Origin of the sequence: Microbacterium sp. GCS4, from assembly GCF_001262495.1 — a bacterium.
In the GTDB taxonomy this organism is placed as follows: Bacteria; Actinomycetota; Actinomycetes; order Actinomycetales; family Microbacteriaceae; genus Microbacterium.
In genome coordinates this window covers 48,166-69,175 of the sequence record NZ_LGYE01000005.1, presented here as the reverse complement: position 1 = coordinate 69,175, position 21,010 = coordinate 48,166, and the positions used below count along the sequence as shown (strand labels likewise).

General features: G+C 69.4%; 17 protein-coding genes. 5 read left to right on the top strand and 12 right to left on the bottom strand.

Annotation, left to right across the window (positions count from 1 at the left end; translation table 11 throughout):
• Positions 1–18: 18 nt before the first annotated feature.
• The 5 genes from AKH00_RS15785 to AKH00_RS15765 form a co-directional block, all read right to left on the bottom strand.
• Complete coding sequence (locus AKH00_RS15785; protein ID WP_050723731.1) at positions 19–1,803, bottom strand: peptidoglycan D,D-transpeptidase FtsI family protein; 1,785 nt, start codon at positions 1,801–1,803, stop codon at positions 19–21.
• A gap of 40 nt (positions 1,804–1,843) precedes the next feature.
• Positions 1,844–2,413 (bottom strand): hypothetical protein, encoded by a 570-nt coding sequence (locus tag AKH00_RS15780; RefSeq protein ID WP_050723730.1) that lies wholly within the window; start codon positions 2,411–2,413, stop codon positions 1,844–1,846.
• Positions 2,410–3,345 carry a 16S rRNA (cytosine(1402)-N(4))-methyltransferase RsmH gene (rsmH, locus tag AKH00_RS15775; protein ID WP_050723729.1) on the bottom strand — a complete coding sequence of 312 codons (936 nt, stop codon included), beginning with the start codon at positions 3,343–3,345 and terminating at the stop codon, positions 2,410–2,412. Before rsmH ends, AKH00_RS15780 begins: the two co-directional genes overlap by 4 nt.
• Before the next feature lie 117 nt (positions 3,346–3,462).
• The gene (mraZ, locus tag AKH00_RS15770; RefSeq protein ID WP_050723728.1) at positions 3,463–3,894 is read right to left on the bottom strand and encodes a division/cell wall cluster transcriptional repressor MraZ; all 432 of its coding nucleotides are present in this window, start codon (positions 3,892–3,894) and stop codon (positions 3,463–3,465) included.
• A gap of 280 nt (positions 3,895–4,174) precedes the next feature.
• On the bottom strand, positions 4,175–4,552 hold the full coding sequence (locus AKH00_RS15765) for a DUF3040 domain-containing protein (RefSeq protein ID WP_050723727.1): 378 nt from the start codon (positions 4,550–4,552) through the stop codon (positions 4,175–4,177).
• Positions 4,553–4,648: 96 nt separating this feature from the next.
• On the opposite strand from AKH00_RS15765, the gene AKH00_RS15760 reads away from it, so the two are divergent.
• Positions 4,649–5,737, top strand: coding sequence for a polyprenyl synthetase family protein (locus AKH00_RS15760; protein WP_235556811.1), 1,089 nt, complete (start codon positions 4,649–4,651; stop codon positions 5,735–5,737).
• 33 nt (positions 5,738–5,770) lie between these two features.
• Here AKH00_RS15760 and AKH00_RS15755 read toward each other — a convergent pair whose 3' ends face one another.
• Entirely contained in the window at positions 5,771–6,076 is a 306-nt protein-coding gene (locus AKH00_RS15755) for an Rv2175c family DNA-binding protein (protein ID WP_050723867.1), read from the bottom strand.
• A 385-nt stretch (positions 6,077–6,461) separates the two neighbouring features.
• Between AKH00_RS15755 and AKH00_RS15750 the strand changes: the two genes are divergently transcribed.
• Both AKH00_RS15750 and pknB read left to right on the top strand, forming a co-directional pair.
• Entirely contained in the window at positions 6,462–7,469 is a 1,008-nt protein-coding gene (locus AKH00_RS15750) for a LysM peptidoglycan-binding domain-containing protein (RefSeq protein WP_235556810.1), read from the top strand.
• A gap of 79 nt (positions 7,470–7,548) precedes the next feature.
• Positions 7,549–9,495, top strand: coding sequence for a Stk1 family PASTA domain-containing Ser/Thr kinase (gene pknB / locus AKH00_RS15745; protein ID WP_050723724.1), 1,947 nt, complete (start codon positions 7,549–7,551; stop codon positions 9,493–9,495).
• A gap of 83 nt (positions 9,496–9,578) precedes the next feature.
• On the opposite strand, the gene AKH00_RS15740 is transcribed toward pknB, so the two are convergent.
• Both AKH00_RS15740 and AKH00_RS15735 read right to left on the bottom strand, forming a co-directional pair.
• Positions 9,579–10,919, bottom strand: coding sequence for a class II 3-deoxy-7-phosphoheptulonate synthase (locus AKH00_RS15740; protein WP_050723723.1), 1,341 nt, complete (start codon positions 10,917–10,919; stop codon positions 9,579–9,581).
• Between the two features lie 38 nt (positions 10,920–10,957).
• Complete coding sequence (locus AKH00_RS15735) at positions 10,958–11,656, bottom strand: lysophospholipid acyltransferase family protein (protein ID WP_050723722.1); 699 nt, start codon at positions 11,654–11,656, stop codon at positions 10,958–10,960.
• A gap of 162 nt (positions 11,657–11,818) precedes the next feature.
• Here AKH00_RS15735 and AKH00_RS15730 point away from each other — a divergent pair, with 162 nt between their 5' ends.
• Positions 11,819–13,651, top strand: coding sequence for an AMP-dependent synthetase/ligase (locus tag AKH00_RS15730; RefSeq protein WP_050723721.1), 1,833 nt, complete (start codon positions 11,819–11,821; stop codon positions 13,649–13,651).
• Positions 13,652–13,711: 60 nt separating this feature from the next.
• On the opposite strand, the gene def is transcribed toward AKH00_RS15730, so the two are convergent.
• The 3 genes from def to AKH00_RS15715 form a co-directional block, all read right to left on the bottom strand.
• Entirely contained in the window at positions 13,712–14,203 is a 492-nt protein-coding gene (gene def / locus AKH00_RS15725; protein ID WP_050723720.1) for a peptide deformylase, read from the bottom strand.
• Positions 14,203–15,945 carry a MinD/ParA family ATP-binding protein gene (locus AKH00_RS15720; protein ID WP_050723719.1) on the bottom strand — a complete coding sequence of 581 codons (1,743 nt, stop codon included), beginning with the start codon at positions 15,943–15,945 and terminating at the stop codon, positions 14,203–14,205. The genes def and AKH00_RS15720 overlap by 1 nt, the downstream gene beginning before the upstream one ends.
• 65 nt (positions 15,946–16,010) lie before the next feature.
• Positions 16,011–19,418 carry a pyruvate carboxylase gene (locus AKH00_RS15715; RefSeq protein ID WP_050723718.1) on the bottom strand — a complete coding sequence of 1,136 codons (3,408 nt, stop codon included), beginning with the start codon at positions 19,416–19,418 and terminating at the stop codon, positions 16,011–16,013.
• Between the two features lie 93 nt (positions 19,419–19,511).
• Here AKH00_RS15715 and AKH00_RS15710 point away from each other — a divergent pair, with 93 nt between their 5' ends.
• A complete protein-coding gene (locus tag AKH00_RS15710) occupies positions 19,512–20,324 on the top strand; it encodes a ParA family protein (protein WP_050723866.1) in 813 nt (270 codons plus the stop codon).
• Between the two features lie 87 nt (positions 20,325–20,411).
• Here AKH00_RS15710 and AKH00_RS15705 read toward each other — a convergent pair whose 3' ends face one another.
• A complete protein-coding gene (locus tag AKH00_RS15705) occupies positions 20,412–20,957 on the bottom strand; it encodes a MerR family transcriptional regulator (RefSeq protein WP_050723717.1) in 546 nt (181 codons plus the stop codon).
• Between the last annotated feature and the right edge of the window lie 53 nt (positions 20,958–21,010).

The window sequence follows — 21,010 nt, the reverse complement described above, 5'->3', positions numbered from 1 at the left end:
GGCGCAGCAGGCGCCGATTCATTCGAACTTGGGAAGCAGTGCGTCCATCGGGGAGGAGGACGGCATCACGCGGTACGTCTTCATCGTCTGGGTCATCGCCTTCTGGAAGGCCGACGCGGTCGCCGCGGATGATGTGATTCTAGTCGGCTGGTCGAGCGTGACCACGACGACGTACTGGGGATCGTCCACCGGAGCGAAGCCCACCATGCTCGTGTAGTAGACGCCCTGCTTGTAGCCGCCGTTGCCGTCTTCGATCTGCGCAGTACCGGTCTTGCTGGTCACGCGGTAGCCCGGCACCTGGATGCGCTCGGCGTTGCCGCCCTGCACCGCGACGTTCTCCAGCATCCGGGTGAGATCGGCCGCCGTCTGCGGCTGGATGATCTGCTCGGTGGTCGGCGCGTCCGGCGTGATCACGGTGCCGTCGGTCGCGGTGCACGACTCGATGAGGGACAGCCCGATCTTCTCGCCGCCGTTCGCGATCGCCTGGTAGGCGCCGGCGAGCTGGGGAGCGGTGACCGTGAAGTACTGGCCGAAGGTCGTCGTGTAGAGCGACTGGTTGTCCCAGTCGCTGGTCGGATGCAGCATGCCGCTCGCCTCGCTGGGGAAGCCGATCGTCGACTCGCCGACACCGAAGCGCTGCAGGTAGTCGTAGCGGACGTCGGGGCTGACCATCGTGCCGAACTTCGACAGGGCGACGTTGGACGAGTCGATCAGGGCCCCGGCGAGCGTGTACTGGTACGTGGGGTGCACGAACGCGTCGTTGATCACGGCCCCGTTGTCGAACTTCTCCTTCGAGGACGCCGACACGGTCGGGCTCGTCATCGTGACGCCCGCGTTCTCCATCACCGCCGCCGCGGTCACGGCCTTGAACGTGGAGCCGGGCTCGAACGGGTAGGAGAACAGCTTGCTGACGAGCGTGCCGTTCTGCGAGGCGGCGTTCAGGTCGTTCGGGTCCATGGTGGGCCACTCGGCGGCCGCGCGGATCTTGCCGGTCGCGACCTCGACGACCGTGACGGTGCCGCCCTGGGCGCCCTGCGCCTGAGCCTCCTCCGCGATCATCTGCTGCATGTACCACTGCAGATCCGCGTTGATCGTGAGCTGCACGGTGCCGCCGTCGACGGCATCCGTCCGGCTCTCGCTGCCGGGGATGACCACCCCGTCCTTGCCGGTGCGGTAGCTCTCCTCGCCGTTCGTGGGCGCGAGGCAGCGGTCGTCCATCTTCTCGATGCCGGCCTGCGCCGTGCCGGTGCCGTCGAGGAATCCGACCACGTTGCCCGCAACCGCGCCGTTGGGGTAGACCCGCACCTCGCGCGCCTTCAGCGACAGATAGGACGAGACCTTCAAGTCGCGCAGCTCGATGTACTGCTCGGCGGTGACGCCTTTCATCAACGGGAGGTACTGCGAGTCGGGGTCCGCCTCGAGCGCAGCCGCCACGTCGGCGCGCAGCTTGTCGGCGTCGAGGCCCAGGATCTCGGCGATCCGAGTGGATGCCTCGGCCCACGGCGTCTTCGGCGGGTTCTTGTCGTCCTCCTCGAGGAGACGGATGACCTGCGGGCTGAGCTGGGCGTCGTACACCGTGACGCTCTCGGCGAGCACGCTGCCGGTCGAGTCCACGATCGAGCCGCGGTCGCCGTAGATGGGCGTACCCCGGGAGATGTACTCGAGGGACTGCGTGACGTGCTCGTCGGCGCGCACGATCTGGATGTCGACGAGGCGCACGATGAACGCGGCGAGGACCGACAGGATGACGGCCAGCGCGACGACCGTGCGTCGCCGTGGCGTCCGGGTGGCTCGTGTCGTCATGGACTGTCTCCGTCAGATCGTGATGCGGGTCTCGTGTCGGCTATCGGGTCGTGGGACTCGGGAGTCCGTCGGTGATCGCGGGGGGCAGCTCCTGCTGCGTCTGCCCTGCTGTCGTCTCGTCGGCGGCCTCGTCCGTCGCGGCAGGCGGTGCCTGCAGCAGCGAGTTCGCCACGGCTCCGGCGCCGTTCGGGTCGATCGTGGACGTCCCCGCCGCTCCGGTGCCCTGTCCGAACACCGCTCCGTCGCTGAGTCGGATGTAGGCGGGCGAGCCGGCGACGACCATGCCGAGCGAGGCCGCGCTGCTCGCGAGCGCCTGCGGTGAGCTGAGCCCGGTGAGATCGTCCTGCAGGGCGTCGGTCCGCAGATCGAGATCATGCTGCTGGGACGTGAGGCTCGCGAGCAGGAACGAGTCCTGCGTGATCGCGAGCGACAGACCGATCTGCGCGGCCCCGATCGCCATGGCGCCGGCCAGCGCGATGATCGCGTAGGCGAGCTTGGGCTTGCGGCGTGCCGGGGTGCCGGTGACGGGTTCGAGTCGCCGGCGCGGTGCGCGGGTGGGAGCCTCGGTCTCGAGGGAGCGGGGCTTCCGGGCGATCGCGGACATGCTCATGATTCACGCACCTTCTCCGCCGCCCGCAGACGGACCGGGATCGCTCGGGGGTTGCGGGCGCGCTCCTCGTCGCTCGCGAGCTCGGCGCCGCGCGTGACCACGCGGAAGCGCGGGGCATGCTCGGGCAGCTCGACCGGGAGTCCCCGGGGCGCGGTCGACGCGGCGCCTGCCGCGAAGGCCTGCTTGACCAAGCGGTCTTCCAGGGACTGGTAGGACATCACGACGATGCGTCCCCCCACTCGGAGCGAGTCCATCGCGGCGGGAATCGCATCCGCGAGGACGCTGAGCTCGGTGTTGACCTCGATGCGAAGCGCCTGGAACACGCGCTTCGCGGGGTGTCCTGCACGCTGTGCGGCGGCCGGTGTCGCGGCCACGAGGATGTCGACCAGCTCCCCCGAGCGGAGGATCGGCTGCGTCTGCCGGGCCTCGACGATGAAACGCGCGTAGCGTCCCGCGAGCTTCTCCTCGCCGTAGCGTTCGAAGATGCGTCGCAGGTTGCCTTCGCTGTACGTCGCGATGACCTCGGCGGCGGTGACGCCCTTGGTCTGGTCCATCCGCATGTCCAGCGGCGCGTCCTTCGAGTAGGCGAAGCCGCGCTCGGCCTCGTCGAGCTGGAGGGAGGAGACTCCGAGGTCGAACAGGATGCCCGAGGCTCCCTGTGCGTGCAGGCCGATCTCGTCGTAGACCGTGTGCACGAGCGTGATGCGGTCGCGGAAGCGTGCGAGCCTCTCCCCCGCGATGCGCAGGGCGTCGGTGTCGCGGTCGAGTCCGACGAGGCGGATGTTCGGGAAGCGCTCGAGCAGGGCCTCGGAGTGACCGCCCATGCCGAGCGTGGCGTCGACGAGGACGGCCCCGTCGGCCTGGAGGGCAGGGGCGAGCAGCTCGATGCAGCGCTCGAGCAGGACGGGGGTGTGGATGTCGCGGAGGTTCATGATCTTTCTCGGGTGACCTCTGTGTGTGAGTGACCAGGGCCCTGATCCCCCTCCGCTTCGCGACCCGGCACCGGGGAAGTGTGTCGGGGCGGGAGCGGCGGGGCATCACAGCCGTGGTCAGAACAGTCCCGGGATCACCTCCTGCTCCAGGTCGGCGTAGGACTCCTCGCCGGCGGCGAGGTAGGTGTTCCAGCTCTCGGCATCCCAGATCTCGGCGTGGGCGCCGACTCCGGTGACGATGAGCTCCTTCTGCAGGCCCGCGTACTGACGGAGGTGCGCGGGGATGGTGATGCGGTTCTGGCTGTCGGGCATCTCCGCACTGGCACCGGAGAGGAAGAGGCGCATGAAGTCACGCGCCTGCTTGTTCGCGAGCGGGGCCTGGCGGATCCGCTCGTGCATCGCCTCGAACTCGGCCGTGCTGAAGACGTAGAGGCAGCGCTCCTGGCCGCGCGTGACGACGATGCCGCCACCGAGGTCTTCGCGGAACTTCGCGGGCAGGATGACCCGCCCTTTGTCGTCCAGCTTCGGAGAGTGCGTCCCCAGCAGCATCGGCCATCACCCCCTCTGCGTCCGGCCAAACTCGAGGTGCGCCCCACTTTACTCCACTTTCCTCCACAAACATATGAGCAATTGGCAGTATTCCCGATCCATCGAGAAGGCGCACGAGAAAGACCCGCGTGATTACGCGGGTCTTGGAGGTGAATCGGAGGTGGAGGACGGTGGAGGAGCAGTGGAGGTCCACCCCAGGAGAGGCGCGCGGATCACCTCCTCACACGACGAAGGCCCGGATGCTGAGCGCATCCGGGCCTTCGTGGAAGATCGTGGTGGGTCAGTGACCGTCCTGTCGCCGGTCCCATCGGTCGTTCATGCGGTCCATGAACGAGGCGGACCCCTGCGGCTGCTTCTTCGGACCGCGTTCGCGGGGTGCGGCGGAGAGCGGTCGGCGCACGGGGGTGACGGCGAGCATGACGCCGCCGAGCATCGCTGCGAATCCGATCACGCCGACGACGACGCCCCAGACGTCCCCGAGGATCACACCGACGATCAGCCCGCCCACTCCTGCGAGGAGCAGGAGCGCCCCGTACACCAGGTTGCGGTAGCTGAGTGCTCGGTCGCCTGACGGCGCACTCACGACATCGGCGTCATTGTGCAGGAGATGGCGCTCCATCTCATCGAGCAGACGCTGCTCCTGTTCGGAGAGTGGCATTTCGTCCCCCTCGGGTATGGTCTGTCCATTCTACGCGCGGTATGAGCCTCCGGGCTAGCCGTTCGGCCCCAGTTCCCTTTACGTATGCTGGGAGTCGTGCCGTCCCCCTCCCTCGTCCCCGACGCCGTCGCCGCCCGCCTGGACCTCTTCCTCGACCGGATGCGCACCGAGTCGCGCGAGTACGGTCCGGATGCCGCTGCACTCCAGGAATCCGCGGCAGACACGCTCGTCGGAGGCAAGCGCCTCCGCGCCCGTTTCTGCCACGCGGGCTGGCGCGCGGTCGCCCGTCAGCGCGATCGCGCCGCAGCGGAGACGGAGAGCCTGTGGGACGTGTGCGCCGCGCTGGAGATCTTCCAATCAGCCGCCCTCGTCCACGACGACCTGATCGACAACTCCGACACCCGTCGAGGACGCCCGGCCGCGCACCGCGCGCTCGAGGCGTCGCATCGTCGCGCCGGCTGGACGGGCGACGCCGAGTCGTTCGGCCGCTCGTCCGCGATCCTCCTCGGCGACCTCCTCGTCGCCTGGAGCGACGACCTGCTCGAGGACGCCGTCAGCTCTCTCCCCCACGCGCGCCGAGTGCGACGCGAGTACGCACGGATGCGTCGCGACGTCACGGTCGGACAGTTCCTCGACATCGCGGAGGAATCCGCCTGGAGCGTGAACGCGACGGACTCGCACGTCGAGCGCGCCCTGCGCGTGGTCTCCCTCAAGTCGGCCAGGTACAGCATCGAGCAGCCACTCGTGCTCGGCGCCTCCCTGGCCGAGGCCGACGAGGAGCAGTTGCGGGCGCTGCGCCGGTTCGGACATCCCGTGGGGATGGCCTTCCAGCTCCGGGACGACATCCTGGGCGTCTTCGGCGACGCCGCCGTGACGGGCAAGCCTGCGGGCGACGACCTGCGCGAAGGCAAGCGCACCGTGCTCGTGGCGCTCACGAGGCAGTCGCTCGACTCCTCAGCGCGCACGCTGTTCGACGAGCTCCTGGGCGACCCCGACCTCACCGCGGAGCAGGTGTCCTTCCTGCAGGCGACCATCGCCGGGTCGGGCGCGCTCGAGTCCGTCGAGGAGATGATCGCGGGCTACGCGAAGGACGCGGACCGTGCGCTCTCCGGCGCGCGACTCGACAACACGGCCGTCGGGGAGCTGCGCGACCTCGCCCGAGCGGCGACGGTGCGCTCGGCCTGATCCCCGCGCCCGCACACGGACCGGGCAGAACTCTCAGGCGAGAGTCCGTGCGATGCGGCGCACCTCGCTCTTGTGTCCGGCGAGCAGCGCGGCGATCGGCGAACGGCCCAGGGTGTCCTCGTCGGCGAGAAGCCAGTCGACCACCTCGTCGTCGCTGAAGCCGGCATCCTGCAGAGCGATCACCGTGCCGCGCAGCGACGGCAGCGGGTGCCCGTCGACGATGAAGACGGAGGGCACCGCGAATACGCCGGTCCGGCGCGACCCGACGAGGTAGTGCTCGTCGATCAGGCGGCGGACGCGGCCGAGCGGCTCGCCCAGCACCTCGACGAGGTCCGGCATGGCCAGCCAGTCGGTGGGAGTGGCCCCGGCGTTCTCGGGATTGCTGTTCTCAGACTGCTCAGACACGTTGCCACTATCTCATCTCCGCGGTCCGGGCGCATTTCCACGACCGATATGTCACATGCGTCACATGCATCACTCCTGTTGACTTCCGTATACATACGTGTCAGCGTGAGCAGACGCCGAACAAGGGGGAAGCCTTGAGACAGCACGCTGTGCGACAGCCCGACTCGCGATCCCGCGCCGCCGCGCGACGGACGACATACCTGCAGCTGGGGGTGCCCGCCGCCGTGCTCGGGACCCTCACGGGCCCCCTCGCCGTGGCCCGGCCCACGCCGACTCCCCGGTCGCTCCGATCGAGCGGGCGCACGCGGCCGCACGGGTCGTGCCGCTCCAGACCACGCCGCCCACGTACGTCGTCCAACCCGGAGACACGGTGTCGTCGATCGCGTCCGGCTTCGGACTCCGCACGGTCGACGTGCTCACCTGGAACGGCCTCAGCTGGAGATCGGTCATCTACCCGGGCCAAACGCTCGCGCTGACCGGGGCCGCCTCCGCGGCCGCTCCGGCTGCTGCTCCGGCACCGGTCCCCACGGCCTCCCACGTCGTCGTCGCCGGCGACACCGTGTTCGGGATCGCGAAGAAGTACGGTCTCACGGTCGACGCGGTCCTCGCCGCGAACGGCCTGACCCGGGCCTCGGTCATCTACCCCGGCCAGACGATCGCGCTGAGCGCGACCGCTCCCGCGGCGCCGGCCGCTCCGGCGCCGGTCGCCTCGGGCGCGCAGACGCACACCGTCGTCGCAGGCGACACGCTCTTCGGGATCGCGCAGAAGTACGGCACCACGACCGCCACGCTGCTCGCGCTCAACGGGCTCTCCGCCGGCGCGATCATCTACCCGGGTCAGAGCATCGCCGTCACCGGCGCGCCCGCACCCGCCCCCGCGCCCGCCGCGGCGCCGGCCGCTCCCGCGCAGTCGTTCGCCGCGCTCGATGCCGAGCAGGCGGGCAACGCGGCTCTGATCATCGGCGTCGGCCGTCAGCTCGGCGTCTCGGACCGCGCGATCGCCCTTGCGCTCGCGACCGCGATGGTCGAGTCGAGCATGCGAAACCTCGCGTGGGGGGATCGTGATTCCCTCGGCCTCTTCCAGCAGCGTCCCAGCACCGGCTGGGGTCTGCCCGAGCAGATCCTGGACGCCGACCGGAGCACCCGCGTGTTCTTCGGCGGCTCCGCGGACCCCAACGGTCAGGCCACACGGGGACTGCTCGATATCCCCGGGTGGGAGTCGATGCGGTTCACGGACGCGGCTCAGGCCGTGCAGATCTCCGCCTACCCCGAGCGCTACGGCCTATGGGAGACACAGGCGTACCAGTGGCTCGCACAGTACGGATGACCGTGTTCCGGGCAAACCTGCAGGCTCGAGGGGCGAGCCGCTCCCGAGGCTTTCAGGGAGTCCTCAATAGAATCTTGACGTGACGACCAATCAGCAGGCCGACCCCCTCATCGGGCGGCTTGTCGACGGCCGGTACCGGGTCAGGGCCCGCATCGCCCGAGGCGGAATGGCCACGGTCTACGTCGCGACCGACCTCAGGCTCGAACGACGCATCGCCCTCAAGGTGATGCACGCGCATCTGAGCGACGACTCCGCGTTCCAGAGCCGATTCATCCAGGAGGCCCGTTCGGCCGCCCGTCTGGCCGACCCGCACGTCGTGAACGTGTTCGACCAGGGGCAGGACGGCGAACTCGCCTACCTGGTCATGGAGTATCTTCCCGGCATCACTCTGCGCGAGCTCCTCCGCGAGCAGAAGCGTCTGACGGTGCCGCAGACGATCACGATCATGGATGCCGTGCTCGCGGGTCTCTCTGCCGCGCACCGCGCCGGCATCGTGCATCGCGACGTCAAGCCCGAGAACGTCCTGCTGGCCGAGGACGGGCGCATCAAGATCGGCGACTTCGGACTGGCTCGCGCGACGACCGCGAACACGGCCACGGGACAGCAGCTCCTCGGGACGATCGCGTACCTGGCTCCCGAGCTCGTGACCCGAGGGACCGCCGACGCCCGCAGCGACATCTACGCGCTCGGCATCATGCTGTACGAGATGCTCGTCGGCGAGCAGCCGTACAAGGGCGAGCAGCCCATGCAGATCGCCTTCCAGCACGCCACGGAGTCCGTGCCGCGCCCGAGCGCGCGCAACCCCGGCGTCCCGGAGCCGCTCGACGAACTCGTCCTGTGGGCCACCGAGAAGTCGCCCGACGAGCGACCCGACGACGCGCAGCAGATGCTCGACCGTCTTCGGGAGATCGAGCGGGACCTGGGCATCGCCCCTGCGGTCGCGGCCGCCACGACTCCGCAGCGCGCTCAGGCCGATTCGGCCGATCTCACGAAGGTCATGCCGAGCACCATGGTGCTCCCGAACCCGACAGCCCCGACGCCGACGGCCGTGGACAATGCGACGCTGCTCCGACGACGCTCGTCACGCCGTCGGGCGCGTGGAGCCCTCCTGCTCACCCTCGTGCTCCTGCTGGCGACGGTCGCAGGGGGCGTGGGCTGGTGGTTCGGCTCCGGCCCCGGGTCTCTCGTGGCCGTGCCGAGCGTCGCGGGTCTCTCCTACGAGGATGCGGCCGCGCAGCTGACCGCCGAGGGCTTCGCGCCGGTGCGCGGTGAGGAGAACTCGATAGACGTCGCCCCCGATCTCACCATCCGGACGGATCCGGATGAGGGGCAGCGCCTCGACAAGGGCGCCACGGTGACCGTCTACATCTCGATCGGCCCCGCCGGCCACACCGTCGAGGCGCTCAACGGCAAGGCCGAGCAGGAGGCGCGGGACTACCTCGCCGACATCAAGGTCCGTGTGACCGAGCAGCCGCTCGTGCTGTTCTCGGACGCCGCCGAAGGCCAGGTCATCAACGCCTACGTCACTCCGCGCGACGGCGGCGAGGTCTATGCCTGCGGCGACGGCTGCGAGATCCTCGAGGACGACACGGTCGAGCTCTACGTCTCGGCCGGCGCGTTCCCCGACGTCTCGGGGATGTCGATCGATCAGGCCACCACGACGCTGACGGACAAGCAGCTGCTGGTCAACCCGGAGATCGCGTATGCCTTCAGCGAGAACCTGGCGAAGGATCTCGTGATCGGCATCGCCGACCGCGCCGAGGAAGGCAACTGGCGCCCCGGGGACACGGTGCAGCTCATCGTGTCGAAGGGACCCGAGCTGTTCCCCGTGCCGGACGTGACCGACAAGACGCTGGTCGAAGCGAAGAAGATCATCGAGGATGCCGGCTTCACGGCGACGTACGCGGCGTGGGGCGATCTTCCCGGCTTCGCCGAGATGGCGCGCGTGACGTCGCAGGATCCGGGAGCCGACAAGACGCTGCCGCGCGGCGGCACGGTCAAGCTGTCGATCCAGCTCAGCGGCTGAGCCCGCGCGGCATCCGCCGCGACTGTCACGATGAAGGCCCTCCCCGCTCGGCGGGGAGGGCCTTCCTCCGTCGTGTCGACGGGTCAGCGCTTCTCGAGCTCCTCTGCCACGAGGAACGCCAGCTCGAGCGACTGCATGTGGTTCAGACGCGGGTCGCACAGGCTCTCGTAGCGCGTCGCGAGAGCGGCCTCGTCGATCCGCTCGGAACCGCCCAGGCACTCGGTGACGTCGTCACCCGTGAGCTCCACGTGGATGCCGCCGGGGAACGTGCCCACGGCACGGTGCGCCTCGAAGAAGCCGCGGACCTCGTCGACCACGTCGTCGAAGCGACGCGTCTTGTACCCGGTCGGCGTGGTGATGCCGTTGCCGTGCATCGGGTCGGTGACCCACAGCGGCTGCGCACCCGAGTCGCGGACGGCCTCGAGCAGCGGCGGCAGAGCGTCGCGGATCTTGCCGGCGCCCATGCGCGTGATGAACGTGAGACGGCCAGGCTCGCGGTTCGGGTCGAGCTTGTCGATCAGCGCGAGCGCCGTCTCGGGCGTCGTCGTCGGACCGAGCTTCACACCGATCGGGTTGCGGATCTTCGAGAAGTAGTCGACGTGCGCGCCGTCGAGCTCGCGCGTGCGCTCCCCGATCCACAGGAAGTGCGCCGAGGTGTTGAACGGCGTGTCCGTGCGGGAGTCGATGCGGGTCATCGGGCGCTCGTAGTCCATGAGCAGACCTTCGTGTCCCGTGAAGAACTCGACGCGCTTGAGCTCGTCGAAGTCGGCGCCGGCCGCCTCCATGAACTTGATGGCACGGTCGATCTCCGCAGCCATGCGCTCGTAGCGCTGGTTGGCCGGGTTCTGAGCGAAGCCCTTGTTCCAGGAGTGCACCTCGCGGAGGTCCGCGAAACCGCCCTGCGTGAAGGCGCGGATGAGGTTCAGCGTCGACGCCGCCGTGTGGTAGCCCTGGAGCAGACGACCGGGGTCGGCCTGACGGGAGCCCTCGGTGAAGTCGTAGCCGTTGACGATGTCGCCGCGGTAGGCGGGCAGCGTGACGTCTCCGCGGGTCTCCGTGTCGCTGGAGCGCGGCTTGGCGAACTGCCCGGCCATGCGCCCCATCTTCACGATGGGCATCGAGGCGCCATAGGTCAGCACCACGGCCATCTGCAGGACGGTCTTGATCCGGTTGCGGATCTGATCGGCGGTGGCGCCGGCGAACGTCTCGGCGCAGTCGCCGCCCTGGAGCAGGAAGGCCTGCCCGGACGCGGCGCGCGCGAGTCGGTCACGGAGGTTGTCGACCTCGCCGGCGAACACCAGGGGCGGGAGCGCTGCGATCTGCGCGGAGACCTCGGCGACGCGCTCGGCGTCGCCCCACTGAGGCTGCTGCTTGATCGGGAGCGCGCGCCACGCGTCAAGCGCGTCGATGTGGTGCTGGAGCATGCTCTCCAGCCTAGTGCGCGCGGCGAGTCGCAGACGCCTCAGGAGCGCCGTGTGACGCGCACCGGGAGCCGGTCCTTCACGGTGGACGCGTAGACGTCGTCGTACTCCTGCTCCCCCAGGCGCTGGAGCGCCACCATGATCTCGTCCGTGACGGACCGGAGGATGTAGCGATCGTTCTCCATGCCCTGGTAGCGGGAGAAATCGAGAGGCTCGCCGATCACGATGCCGACCCGCACGATGCGCGGCACCTTCTGCCCGATCGGCATCGCGGTGTCGGTGTCGACCATGATCACGGGGATGACGGGGACCCGAGCCTCCAGCGCCATGCGCGCGAGTCCCGTGCGGCCACGGTAGAGCTTGCCGTCAGGGCTGCGCGTCCCCTCGGGGTAGATGCCGAGCAGGTCCCCCCGCCCGAGCACCTGGAGACCGGTGTTGAGGGAAGCCTCCGATGCCTTGCCGCCGGAGCGGTCGATCGGGATCTGGCCTGTGGCCTTCATGAAGAACTTGGTGGCCCAGCCCTTGATGCCGCGACCCGTGAAGTAATCGCTCTTCGCGAGGAAGGACATCGGGCGGTCGATCATGAGGGGCAGGAAGATCGAGTCCGCGAAGGACAGATGGTTGCTGGCGAGGATCGCCGCACCGTTGCGGGGCAGGTTCGCGCGCCCCACGATCCAGGGGCGGAAGACCGCCTTGACCACGGGGCCGATAGCGACGTACTTCATCAGCCAGTAGAACATCGATGTGAAGTCTAGCGCCGCCCTCGCTCCGCGCCAGCGTTCGCGCGAACTCCTGCACCCGCACCGCCGGTGAGGCGACCCAGTTCCATCCTTCTTGCGACCCGGTCCCATGCCCTAGACTCGGGAGGGACACCGTGCCCGACCGGTACCGAAGGAGCTGCCGTGGTCCAGTTTGAAGTCCCCGCCGTCGTCCCCGCCGACCCCGACGCGAACATCACCGACCTGCTGGTGAAGCGCGTCGAGGCCACTCCGGATCGCCCCCTGTTCGCCGTCCCCGACGGCGAGAACTGGCGCGACATCTCCTCCGCCGACTTCCAGACCGCGGTCATCGCGCTCGCGAAGGGCTTCGTCGCCTCCGGCATCCAGCCCGGCGAGAAGGTCGGATTCCTCGCACGCACGACCTACGAGTGGTCGCTCGTCGACTTCGCGCTCTTCTACGCCGGCGCCGTGATGGTCCCGATCTACGAGACGAGCTCCCCCGCGCAGATCCAGTGGATCCTCGAGGACTCGGGCGCGATCGCGCTGATCGTCGAATCGCCCGAGCACTTCGCCCGCGTCGACGAGGTGCGCGGAGACCTCCCCCTCCTCCGCGAGGTCTGGCAGATGCACCTCGGTGCGATCGACACGCTCACGGCGAAGGGCGCATCGGTGACGGACGCCGAGATCGAGCGACTGCGCAGCATCGCGGTCGGCTCCGACATCGCGACGCTGATCTACACGTCCGGATCCACCGGACGCCCCAAGGGCTGCGTTCTGACGCACAGCAACTTCGTGGAGCTCGCCCGCAACTCGGCCAAGGCGCTCGACGAGGTCGTGCAGACGCCGGGATCCTCCACCCTCCTGTTCATCACGACCGCGCACGTGTTCGCGCGCTTCATCTCGATCCTCAACGTGCACGCGGGCGTCCGCACGGGCCACCAGCCCGACACGCGTCAGCTCCTTCCCGCGCTCGGCTCCTTCAAGCCGACGTTCCTTCTCGCCGTGCCCCGCGTGTTCGAGAAGGTGTACAACTCCGCCGAGCAGAAGGCCGAGGCCGGCGGCAAGGGCAAGATCTTCCGTGCAGCCGCCGACGTCGCGATCGAGCACTCCAAGCTCCTCGAAGAGGGCAAGAGCATCCCGTTCGGCATGCGCCTGAAGTTCGCGCTCTTCAACAAGCTCGTCTACGGCAAGCTGCGCGACGCCATGGGCGGCCGCGTCGTGTACGCCGTCTCCGGATCCGCGCCTCTCGGCTCCCGTCTCGGACACTTCTTCCACAGCCTCGGCGTCGTGATCCTCGAGGGCTACGGGCTCACCGAGACCACGGCGCCTGCGACCGTGAACCTCGCCGACAAGTCGAAGATCGGCACGGTCGGACCGGCGCTCCCGGGCGTCGGCGTCCGTCTGGCGGAGGACGGCGAGATCGAGGTGCGCGGCATCAACGTGTTCCGCGAGTACTGGAACAACCCGGAGGCCACGGCCGAGGCGTTCAGCGAGGGCGGCTGGTTCCGCACGGGCGACATCGGCAGCTTCGACCCCGAAGGCTTCCTCACGATCACGGGCCGCAAGAAGGAGATCATCGTCACGGCGGGCGGCAAGAACGTCGCCCCCGCTGCACTCGAGGACCCGATCCGTGCGAACCCGATCATCGGTCAGGTCGTGGTCGTCGGCGACCAGAAGCCGTTCATCTCGGCGCTCGTGACCCTCGACCCGGAGATGCTCCCCACCTGGCTGGCGAACAACGGCCTCGACAAGGACATGTCGCTCGCCGACGCCTCGAAGAACGAGGCGGTCCGCGCCGAGGTGCAGAAGGCGGTGGATGCTGCGAACACCCGTGTCTCCCGGGCCGAGTCGATCCGCAAGTTCACGATCCTCGACAGCGAGTGGACCGAGGGCTCGGGCCACCTGACGCCGAAGATGTCCATCAAGCGCAACGTCATCATGAGCGACTTCGCCGACGATATCTCCGCGATCTACGACGAGCCCGTCTCGACGACGAACGTCGCGATCGGCGGCTGACCCCCGCGGATCATGACGAAGGCCCCCGCCGACCGGCGGGGGCCTTCCTCGTCGAGGACGTCAGAACCAGGCGCTCTCGCGCACCTCGCGCATCGCCCGCTTGCGGGTCTCGGCGTCGAGGCGCGAGAGATACAGCTTGCCGTCGAGATGGTCGGTCTCATGCTGCAGTGCCTGGGCGAGCAACCCCTCGCCTTCCAGCACGACCGGCTCGCCGTCGAGGTCGATGCCCTCGACCCGCGCCCACGGGTAGCGGAGCGCATCGTGCCACAGACCGGGAACCGACAGGCATCCCTCCCCCGTCGGCACGGGTTCGCCGCGCACCTCGGCGAGGACGGGGTTGATGACGTAGCCGATGTCGCCGTCGATGTTGTAGCTGAAGGCGCGCAGCGCCACCCCGATCTGCGGCGCGGCTACGCCCGCGCGGCCGGGCAGCTCCACGGTGTCGATCAGGTCTGTCACGAGCGCACGCACGCCGTCGTCGAGCTCGTCGATCGGCGAGCACATCGTGCGCAGTACCGGGTCGCCGAACACGCGGATCTCACGCACTGCCATCAGGAGCCCTTCGTCCGGAGGCCCTCGACGAGCAGAGCGGCGAGCTGGCGCGCCGCGACCCTGGTCTCGGGCTGGAGGTTGGCGAAGACGATCGCGCCACCTCCCGCGATCTGGGGGTCGTACGGCATCCGGACGACGTGCCGTGCTCGCGTGCGGAAGTGCGTCTCGAGCTCGGTCAGACGCACGAGAGGCGCTCCGGGTGTCGACTGATTGAGCACCACGACGGCATCCCGCGCCTGCTCGGCGTAGCCGTTCGTCTCGAGCCACGTGAGCGTCTCGGAGGCGAGGCGCGCCTCGTCGACGCTGAGGCCCGACACGATCACCAACTGGTCGGCGAGGTCCAGAGTCGCCGACATCACCGAATGCACGATCCCCGTGCCGGTGTCGGTGAGCACGAGCGAGTAGTAGTGAGCGGCGACCTCGGCCACGTCGCGGTAGTCGCTGTCGCTGAACGCCTCCGCGATGCGCGGGTCCGAGTCGGAGGCCAGCACGTCGAGACGGGTGGCGTCCCGGCTCACGATCGCGGAGATGTCGTGGTAGCCCTTGACCTCGTCGTGGATGCGCACGAGATCGCGCACAGAGCGGCTGTGGTTCGGGCGGACCACACGGTCGGCGAGAGTGCCGCGGTCGGGGTTCGCGTCGACCGCGATCACGCGGTCCTCGCGGGCATCCGCCAGGGCCATCCCGAGCAGACTGGTGATCGTCGTCTTGCCCACGCCGCCCTTGCGAGACAGCACGGGGATGAAGCGAGCGCCGCCGGAGATCGGGGCGGCGATGCGCGCGGTCAGCGCCTTGCGCTCGCGGGCGCGGCGCCCGTCGCCGATGTTGATGCGCCGACCGGAGATCGCGTACAGGAAGTGGCTCCACGCACCCTCGGGTTCGGGCTTGGCCACGCGGTGGGGGTCGAGCAGGCGGTCGGCGGTGAGCAGATCGCTGCTCTCCCGGGACGAGTCGCCGAGCTGGTCGAGGCGCTTGGAGGTCAGCTGCGCATCCGCGCGCGATGCGCGTCGTGCCGGTGCGGCCGCCGGAGCGCTCTTCGGGGTGTCCACGGCCGCTCTCTCCTTCTCGACGCGCGGCTGTCGTTCGAGGTTCGTCCGGGTGCGGGAGCGGGTCTCCAGGTCGGCCTTCGCCTGCGCGATGAATGCGGCGGCAGCGTCCGCCTCGGCAGCCGCGGCGGACGCGGGGGTGACGGCTGCGGCCGGGGTCTCCGCGAGAGCGGCGGTCGTCGAGATCGGCCGGGCAGCGGGCGCCGCCTCGGGTTCCGGCTCCGGCTCCGGCTCCGGCTCAGGCTCCGGCTCCGGCGCCGCCTCGGGTTCCGGCTCAGGCTTCGGCTCCGGCTCCGGCTCCGGCTCAGGCTCAGGCTCAGGCTCAGGCTCAGGCTCAGGCTCAGGCTCAGGCTCAGGCTCAGGCTCAGGCTCAGGCTCCACGATCGCATCCGCCTCGACCGCACGCCGCGGTTCCGGAGGCAGCTCGATCACCATCGGCGCCCCGAGAACCGCATCCGAGATCTCCGCCGCGGCCTTGGCCGCGGCGACGGGCTCGTCGATGATGAGGTCCGCGACGACCTCACCATCGACGACGCCGTCGTCTTCGAGCGCGTCATCCTCGTCCTGAGGGATCTCGACGTCGACCTGGGCGGTGTTCCCGAGGATGCCGATTCCCGTCGTGTCGATCGACGCGGTGTCGTCGAGTACGCCGCGGGACTCGTCGTCCGGCGGCTCAGCCACGTTCTTCGGGGTCACGTCGTCACTCCAAGCTCATGCGGGCCTCGGGTGCGCTGCGTCGAGCGCGGCCCTGCCGCACAAGATTAGTGCGCCGGACGGATCACGACCAAAAGGTCGCCCGCGTCGACCTGCTGCGTCGCCCCGATCGCAAGGCGCTCGACGACGCCCGCGACCGGCGCCGTGATCGCCGCCTCCATCTTCATGGCCTCGATCGACGCGACCGGCTCTCCGGCGCTCACGGACGCGCCGACTTCGACCTTGAGCGTCACGACACCCGAGAACGGCGCGGCGACCTGACCGGGCACCGAGGTGTCGGCCTTCTCGACCTCGTGGGCATCGACCGCGATCGACCGATCACGCACGAACACGGGCCTCAGCTGGCCGTTGAGCGTGGTCATGACGGTGCGCATGCCGCGCTCGTCCGCATCGCCCACCGCCTCCAGGCCGACGTAGAGCTGCACCCCGCGATCGATCTCGACCAGGTGCTCCTGACCCTGCACGAGCCCGTACAGGTAGTCGTTCGTGTCGAGCACGGAGAGGTCGCCGAACTGTTCACGGACCTGCGCGAACTCGCGCGTCGGAGCCGGGAACAGCAGCGTGTTGAGGCGCGCACGACGCTCCGCGCCGCCCGCGGCGAGGGCTGCCTGGTCCTCGGCCGAGATCTCGGTGAGGCCCGTGCGCACCGAGCGGCCCGCGAGGACCTTCGACCGGAACGGCTCGGGCCATCCTCCGGGGAGATCGCCGAGCTCACCGGCCATGAAGCCGACGACCGAGTCCGGCACGTCGTACTTCTCGGGGTTCGCCTCGAAATCGGCCGGGTCGGCCTTGACGGCGGCGAGGTGCAGGGCGAGGTCGCCGACGACCTTCGACGAGGGCGTCACCTTGGGCACTCGCCCGAGGATGCGGTCCGCGGCCGCGTACATGTCCTCGATGAGTTCGAAGTCCTCGGCGAGGCCGAGCGCCTTCGCCTGCTGGCGCAGGTTCGAGAGCTGACCGCCCGGAATCTCATGGTGGTACACGCGTCCCGTGGGCCCGGGCAGTCCCGACTCGAACGGCGCGTACATGCGCCGCACGGCCTCCCAGTAAGGCTCAAGGTCGGAGACCCCGGCGAGGTCGATGCCGCTGTCGCGCTCGGTGTGCGCGAGCGCCGCCACGAGCGACGACAGCGACGGCTGGCTCGTCGTGCCGGAGAGCGGTGCGGATGCCGCATCCACCGCATCCACGCCTGCGGCGCTGGCCGCGAGCAGCGTCGCGAGCTGGCCGCCGGGGGTGTCGTGGGTGTGCAGGTGCACGGGCAGGTCGAAGCGCTCGCGCAGCGCCGTGACGAGCCTCGCCGCGGCCGCGGGACGCAGCAGACCCGCCATGTCCTTGATCGCGATGATGTGGGCGCCCGCCTCGACGATCCGCTCGGCGAGGTCGAGGTAGTAGTCGAGCGTGTAGAGGTCCTCGACCGTATTGAGCAGATCACCCGTGTAGCACAGCGCCACCTCGGCGACGGCGGTTCCGGTCGCCCGGACCGCCTCGATGGCGGGTCGCATCTGCTCGACGTCGTTCAGGGCGTCGAAGATGCGGAAGATGTCGACCCCGCTCGCCGCGGCCTCTTGGACGAAGGCCTCGGTCACCTCGGTCGGGTACGGCGTGTATCCGACCGTGTTGCGCCCGCGGAGGAGCATCTGGATCGCGACGTTCGGGAGGGCCGCGCGGAGCTTGTCGAGACGCTCCCACGGGTCCTCGCCGAGGAAGCGGAGGGCGACGTCGTACGTGGCCCCGCCCCAGGCCTCGACCGAGAGCAGTCCGGGGGTGAGACGGGCGATGTAGGGCGCCGCCGCCGCGAGGTCGCGTGTGCGCACGCGTGTCGCGAGCAGCGACTGGTGCGCGTCGCGGAACGTCGTGTCGGTGATCGCCAGGGCGCTCTGCTCGCGCAGGCTCCGCGCGAATCCCTCGGGACCGAGCTCGAGCAGCCGCTGACGCGAACCCGCCACGGGCTCGGTCGTCAGGTCGATTTCCGGGAGCTTGCTGCGCGGATCCACCACACCGGTATGCGCGCCGTGCGGCTTGTTGACCGTCACGTCGACCAGCCAGTTGAGGATCTTCGTGCCGCGGTCCTTGGACGCACGACCGCGCAGCAGATCGGGACGCTCGTCGATGAAGGAGGTGCTCACGTCGCCCGCGATGAAGGCGTCGTCCTCGAGCAGCGCCTGCAGGAACGGGATGTTGGTCGAGACCCCGCGGATGCGGAACTCGGCGAGGGCGCGTCGGGCTCGGGCCACGGCGGCGGGGAAGTCACGCCCGCGGCACGTCAGCTTCGCGAGCATGGAGTCGAAGTGAGGGCTGATCTGCGCGCCCTGGTGCACGGTCCCGCCGTCGAGTCGGATGCCGGCGCCGCCGGGCGACCGGTACGTCGTGATCTTGCCGGTGTCGGGCCGGAACCCCTGGGTCGGGTCTTCGGTCGTGATGCGGCACTGCAGCGCCGCTCCGCGTACGTGCAGGTTCTCCTGCTGCAGCCCGAGCTCGGCGAGGGTCTGTCCGGAGGCGATGCGCATCTGGCTCTGCACGAGGTCGACGTCCGTGACCTCCTCGGTCACGGTGTGCTCGACCTGAATGCGCGGGTTCATCTCGATGAACACGACCTCGCCGGTGCGCTCCCCCGCGGTCTCGAGCAGGAACTCCACCGTCCCGGCGTTCTCGTAGCCGATCGACCGCGCGAAGGCGACCGCGTAGCCGTGCAGCGCCGTGCGGATGTCGTCGTCGAGGTTCGGCGCCGGGGCGATCTCCACGACCTTCTGATGGCGGCGCTGCACCGAGCAGTCGCGCTCGAACAGGTGCACGGTCTCGCCCGACTTGTCGGCGAGGATCTGCACTTCGATGTGCCGCGGCCGTACGACCGCCTGCTCGAGGAACATGCGCGGGTCGCCGAAGGCGCTGGCCGCCTCGCGCATGGCCTCGGCGAGGGCGGGAGCGAGCTCGGCGGCGGTCTCGACGCGCCGCATCCCTCGTCCGCCGCCGCCCGCGACGGCCTTCGCGAAGAGCGGGAAGCCGATCTCCTCGGCCTGCGCGACGAGCGCGTCCACGTCGTCGGATGCCTCGGTCGATCGGAGCACCGGGACCCCGGCCTCGATCGCGTGCCGCTTGGCCTCGACCTTGTTCCCCGCCATCTCGAGCACCTTCGCGGGCGGCCCGATGAAGACGATGCCGTTGGCGGCCGCCTTCTCGGCGAGCTCGGGGTTCTCGGAGAGGAAGCCGTAGCCCGGGTAGATCGCATCGGCGCCGGCTTCCTTGGCCACGCGGATGATCTCGTCGACGTCGAGGTACGCACGCACGGGATGCCCGCGCTCCCCGATCTCGTAGGCCTCGTCGGCCTTGAGACGGTGGACCGAGCCCCTATCCTCGTGGGGGAAGACCGCCACGGTCCTCGCTCCCACCTCGAATGCCGCACGGAAGGCTCGGATCGCGATCTCGCCGCGGTTGGCCACCAGGATCTTCTGGAACATGCACACCTCTGAAAGCTCGATGCGCGACGTTTTCGGCACGCATGGGGCGGGGCTGAGTGTGCACCCAGCCTAGGGGAAGGTAACGTGGTGTCCGTGCACGTACTCAGCGTCAGCTCTCTCAAGGGTGGCGTCGGCAAGACGACCGTGACTCTCGGACTGGCCTCCGCGGCCTTCGCCCGTGGTGTTCGCACGCTCGTCGTCGACCTCGACCCGCAGTCGGATGTGTCCACCGGAATGGACATCCAGGTAGCCGGACGGCTCAACATCGCCGATGTCCTGGCGAACCCGAAGGAGAAGGTCGTCCGTCAGGCGATCACCTCCAGCGGATGGGCCAAGGTCCACCCGGGAACGATCGACGTCCTCATCGGCAGCCCGTCGGCCATCAACTTCGACGGCCCGCACCCGAGCGTCCGCGACGTGTGGAAGCTCGAGGAGGCCCTCGCCTCCGTCGAGGCCGACTACGACCTCGTGCTGATCGACTGCGCACCGTCCCTCAACGCTCTCACCCGCACCGCATGGGCCGCGAGCGACCGCGTCATGGTCGTCACCGAACCCGGACTGTTCTCCGTCGCCGCGGCCGACCGCGCGCTGCGTGCGATCGAAGAGATCCGCCGTGGTCTCTCGCCGCGTCTGCAGCCGCTCGGCATCGTCGTGAACCGCGTGCGCCCCCAGTCGATCGAGCACCAGTTCCGCATCAAGGAGCTCCGCGACATGTTCGGCCCGCTGGTGCTCTCGCCGCAGCTGCCGGAGCGCACCTCGCTGCAGCAGGCGCAGGGCGCGGCGAAGCCTCTGCACATCTGGCCCGGCGACTCCGCGCAGGAGCTCGCCGCGGACTTCGACCAGCTGCTCGACCGGATCATCCGCACCGGACGCATCCAGGTTCCGGAGACCGGCCCGCAGGCCTGATCACCCGGACCGTCGACACACAGCAGAACGGCCATCCTCTCGCGAGGGTGGCCGTTTCTCGTTGTCCGCCGAGCGGCGCGGATGCCGTCAGGCGGAGCGCTTGGCGCGTCGGGCGCTGAGCTCGTCGACGGGATCGGGAGCGGTCGGGTCGAACTCGACGAGGGTCGACTCGACCTCGCGCAGCACCTTGCCGACCGCGATGCCGAAGACGCCCTGGCCTCGACTCACGAGGTCGATGACCTCGTCGTTCGACGTGCAGAGGTACACGGAGGCACCGTCGCTCATGAGCGTGGTGCCGGCCAGATCGCGGATGCCGGCGCGACGCAGCTCTTCGACAGCGGTGCGGATCTGCTGCAGCGAGATACCGGTGTCGAGGAGGCTCTTCACGAGCTTGAGCACGAGGATGTCGCGGAAGCCGTAGAGGCGCTGCGACCCGGAGCCGCTCGCGCCGCGCACGGTCGGCTCCACGAGTTCGGTGCGCGCCCAGTAGTCGAGCTGACGGTAGGTGATGCCGGCCGCTCGTGCGGCGACCGCACCGCGGTAGCCGACCTCGTCGTCCATCGCCGGCAAGCCGTCGGTGAAGAGGAGTTCGGTCACGAACCGCGGGTCGCCTGCGCGCTCATCCGCATCCATCTGAATCCTCCTCGGGGCTGTTACCTCCACGCTAGAGCAGGCCCTCGGCAGCG

Excerpts from the sequence above, each read along its gene's own strand:
- AKH00_RS15785 (WP_050723731.1), bottom strand. The coding sequence starts at position 1,803 with ATGACGACACGAGCCACCCGGACGCCACGGCGACGCACGGTCGTCGCG.
- AKH00_RS15780 (WP_050723730.1), bottom strand. The coding sequence starts at position 2,413 with ATGAGCATGTCCGCGATCGCCCGGAAGCCCCGCTCCCTCGAGACCGAG.
- rsmH (WP_050723729.1), bottom strand. The coding sequence starts at position 3,345 with ATGAACCTCCGCGACATCCACACCCCCGTCCTGCTCGAGCGCTGCATC.
- mraZ (WP_050723728.1), bottom strand. The coding sequence starts at position 3,894 with ATGCTGCTGGGGACGCACTCTCCGAAGCTGGACGACAAAGGGCGGGTC.
- AKH00_RS15765 (WP_050723727.1), bottom strand. The coding sequence starts at position 4,552 with ATGCCACTCTCCGAACAGGAGCAGCGTCTGCTCGATGAGATGGAGCGC.
- AKH00_RS15755 (WP_050723867.1), bottom strand. The coding sequence starts at position 6,076 with ATGCCGGACCTCGTCGAGGTGCTGGGCGAGCCGCTCGGCCGCGTCCGC.
- AKH00_RS15740 (WP_050723723.1), bottom strand. The coding sequence starts at position 10,919 with ATGCTCCAGCACCACATCGACGCGCTTGACGCGTGGCGCGCGCTCCCG.
- AKH00_RS15735 (WP_050723722.1), bottom strand. The coding sequence starts at position 11,656 with ATGTTCTACTGGCTGATGAAGTACGTCGCTATCGGCCCCGTGGTCAAG.
- def (WP_050723720.1), bottom strand. The coding sequence starts at position 14,203 with ATGGCAGTGCGTGAGATCCGCGTGTTCGGCGACCCGGTACTGCGCACG.
- AKH00_RS15715 (WP_050723718.1), bottom strand. The coding sequence starts at position 19,418 with ATGTTCCAGAAGATCCTGGTGGCCAACCGCGGCGAGATCGCGATCCGA.
- AKH00_RS15705 (WP_050723717.1), bottom strand. The coding sequence starts at position 20,957 with ATGGATGCGGATGAGCGCGCAGGCGACCCGCGGTTCGTGACCGAACTC.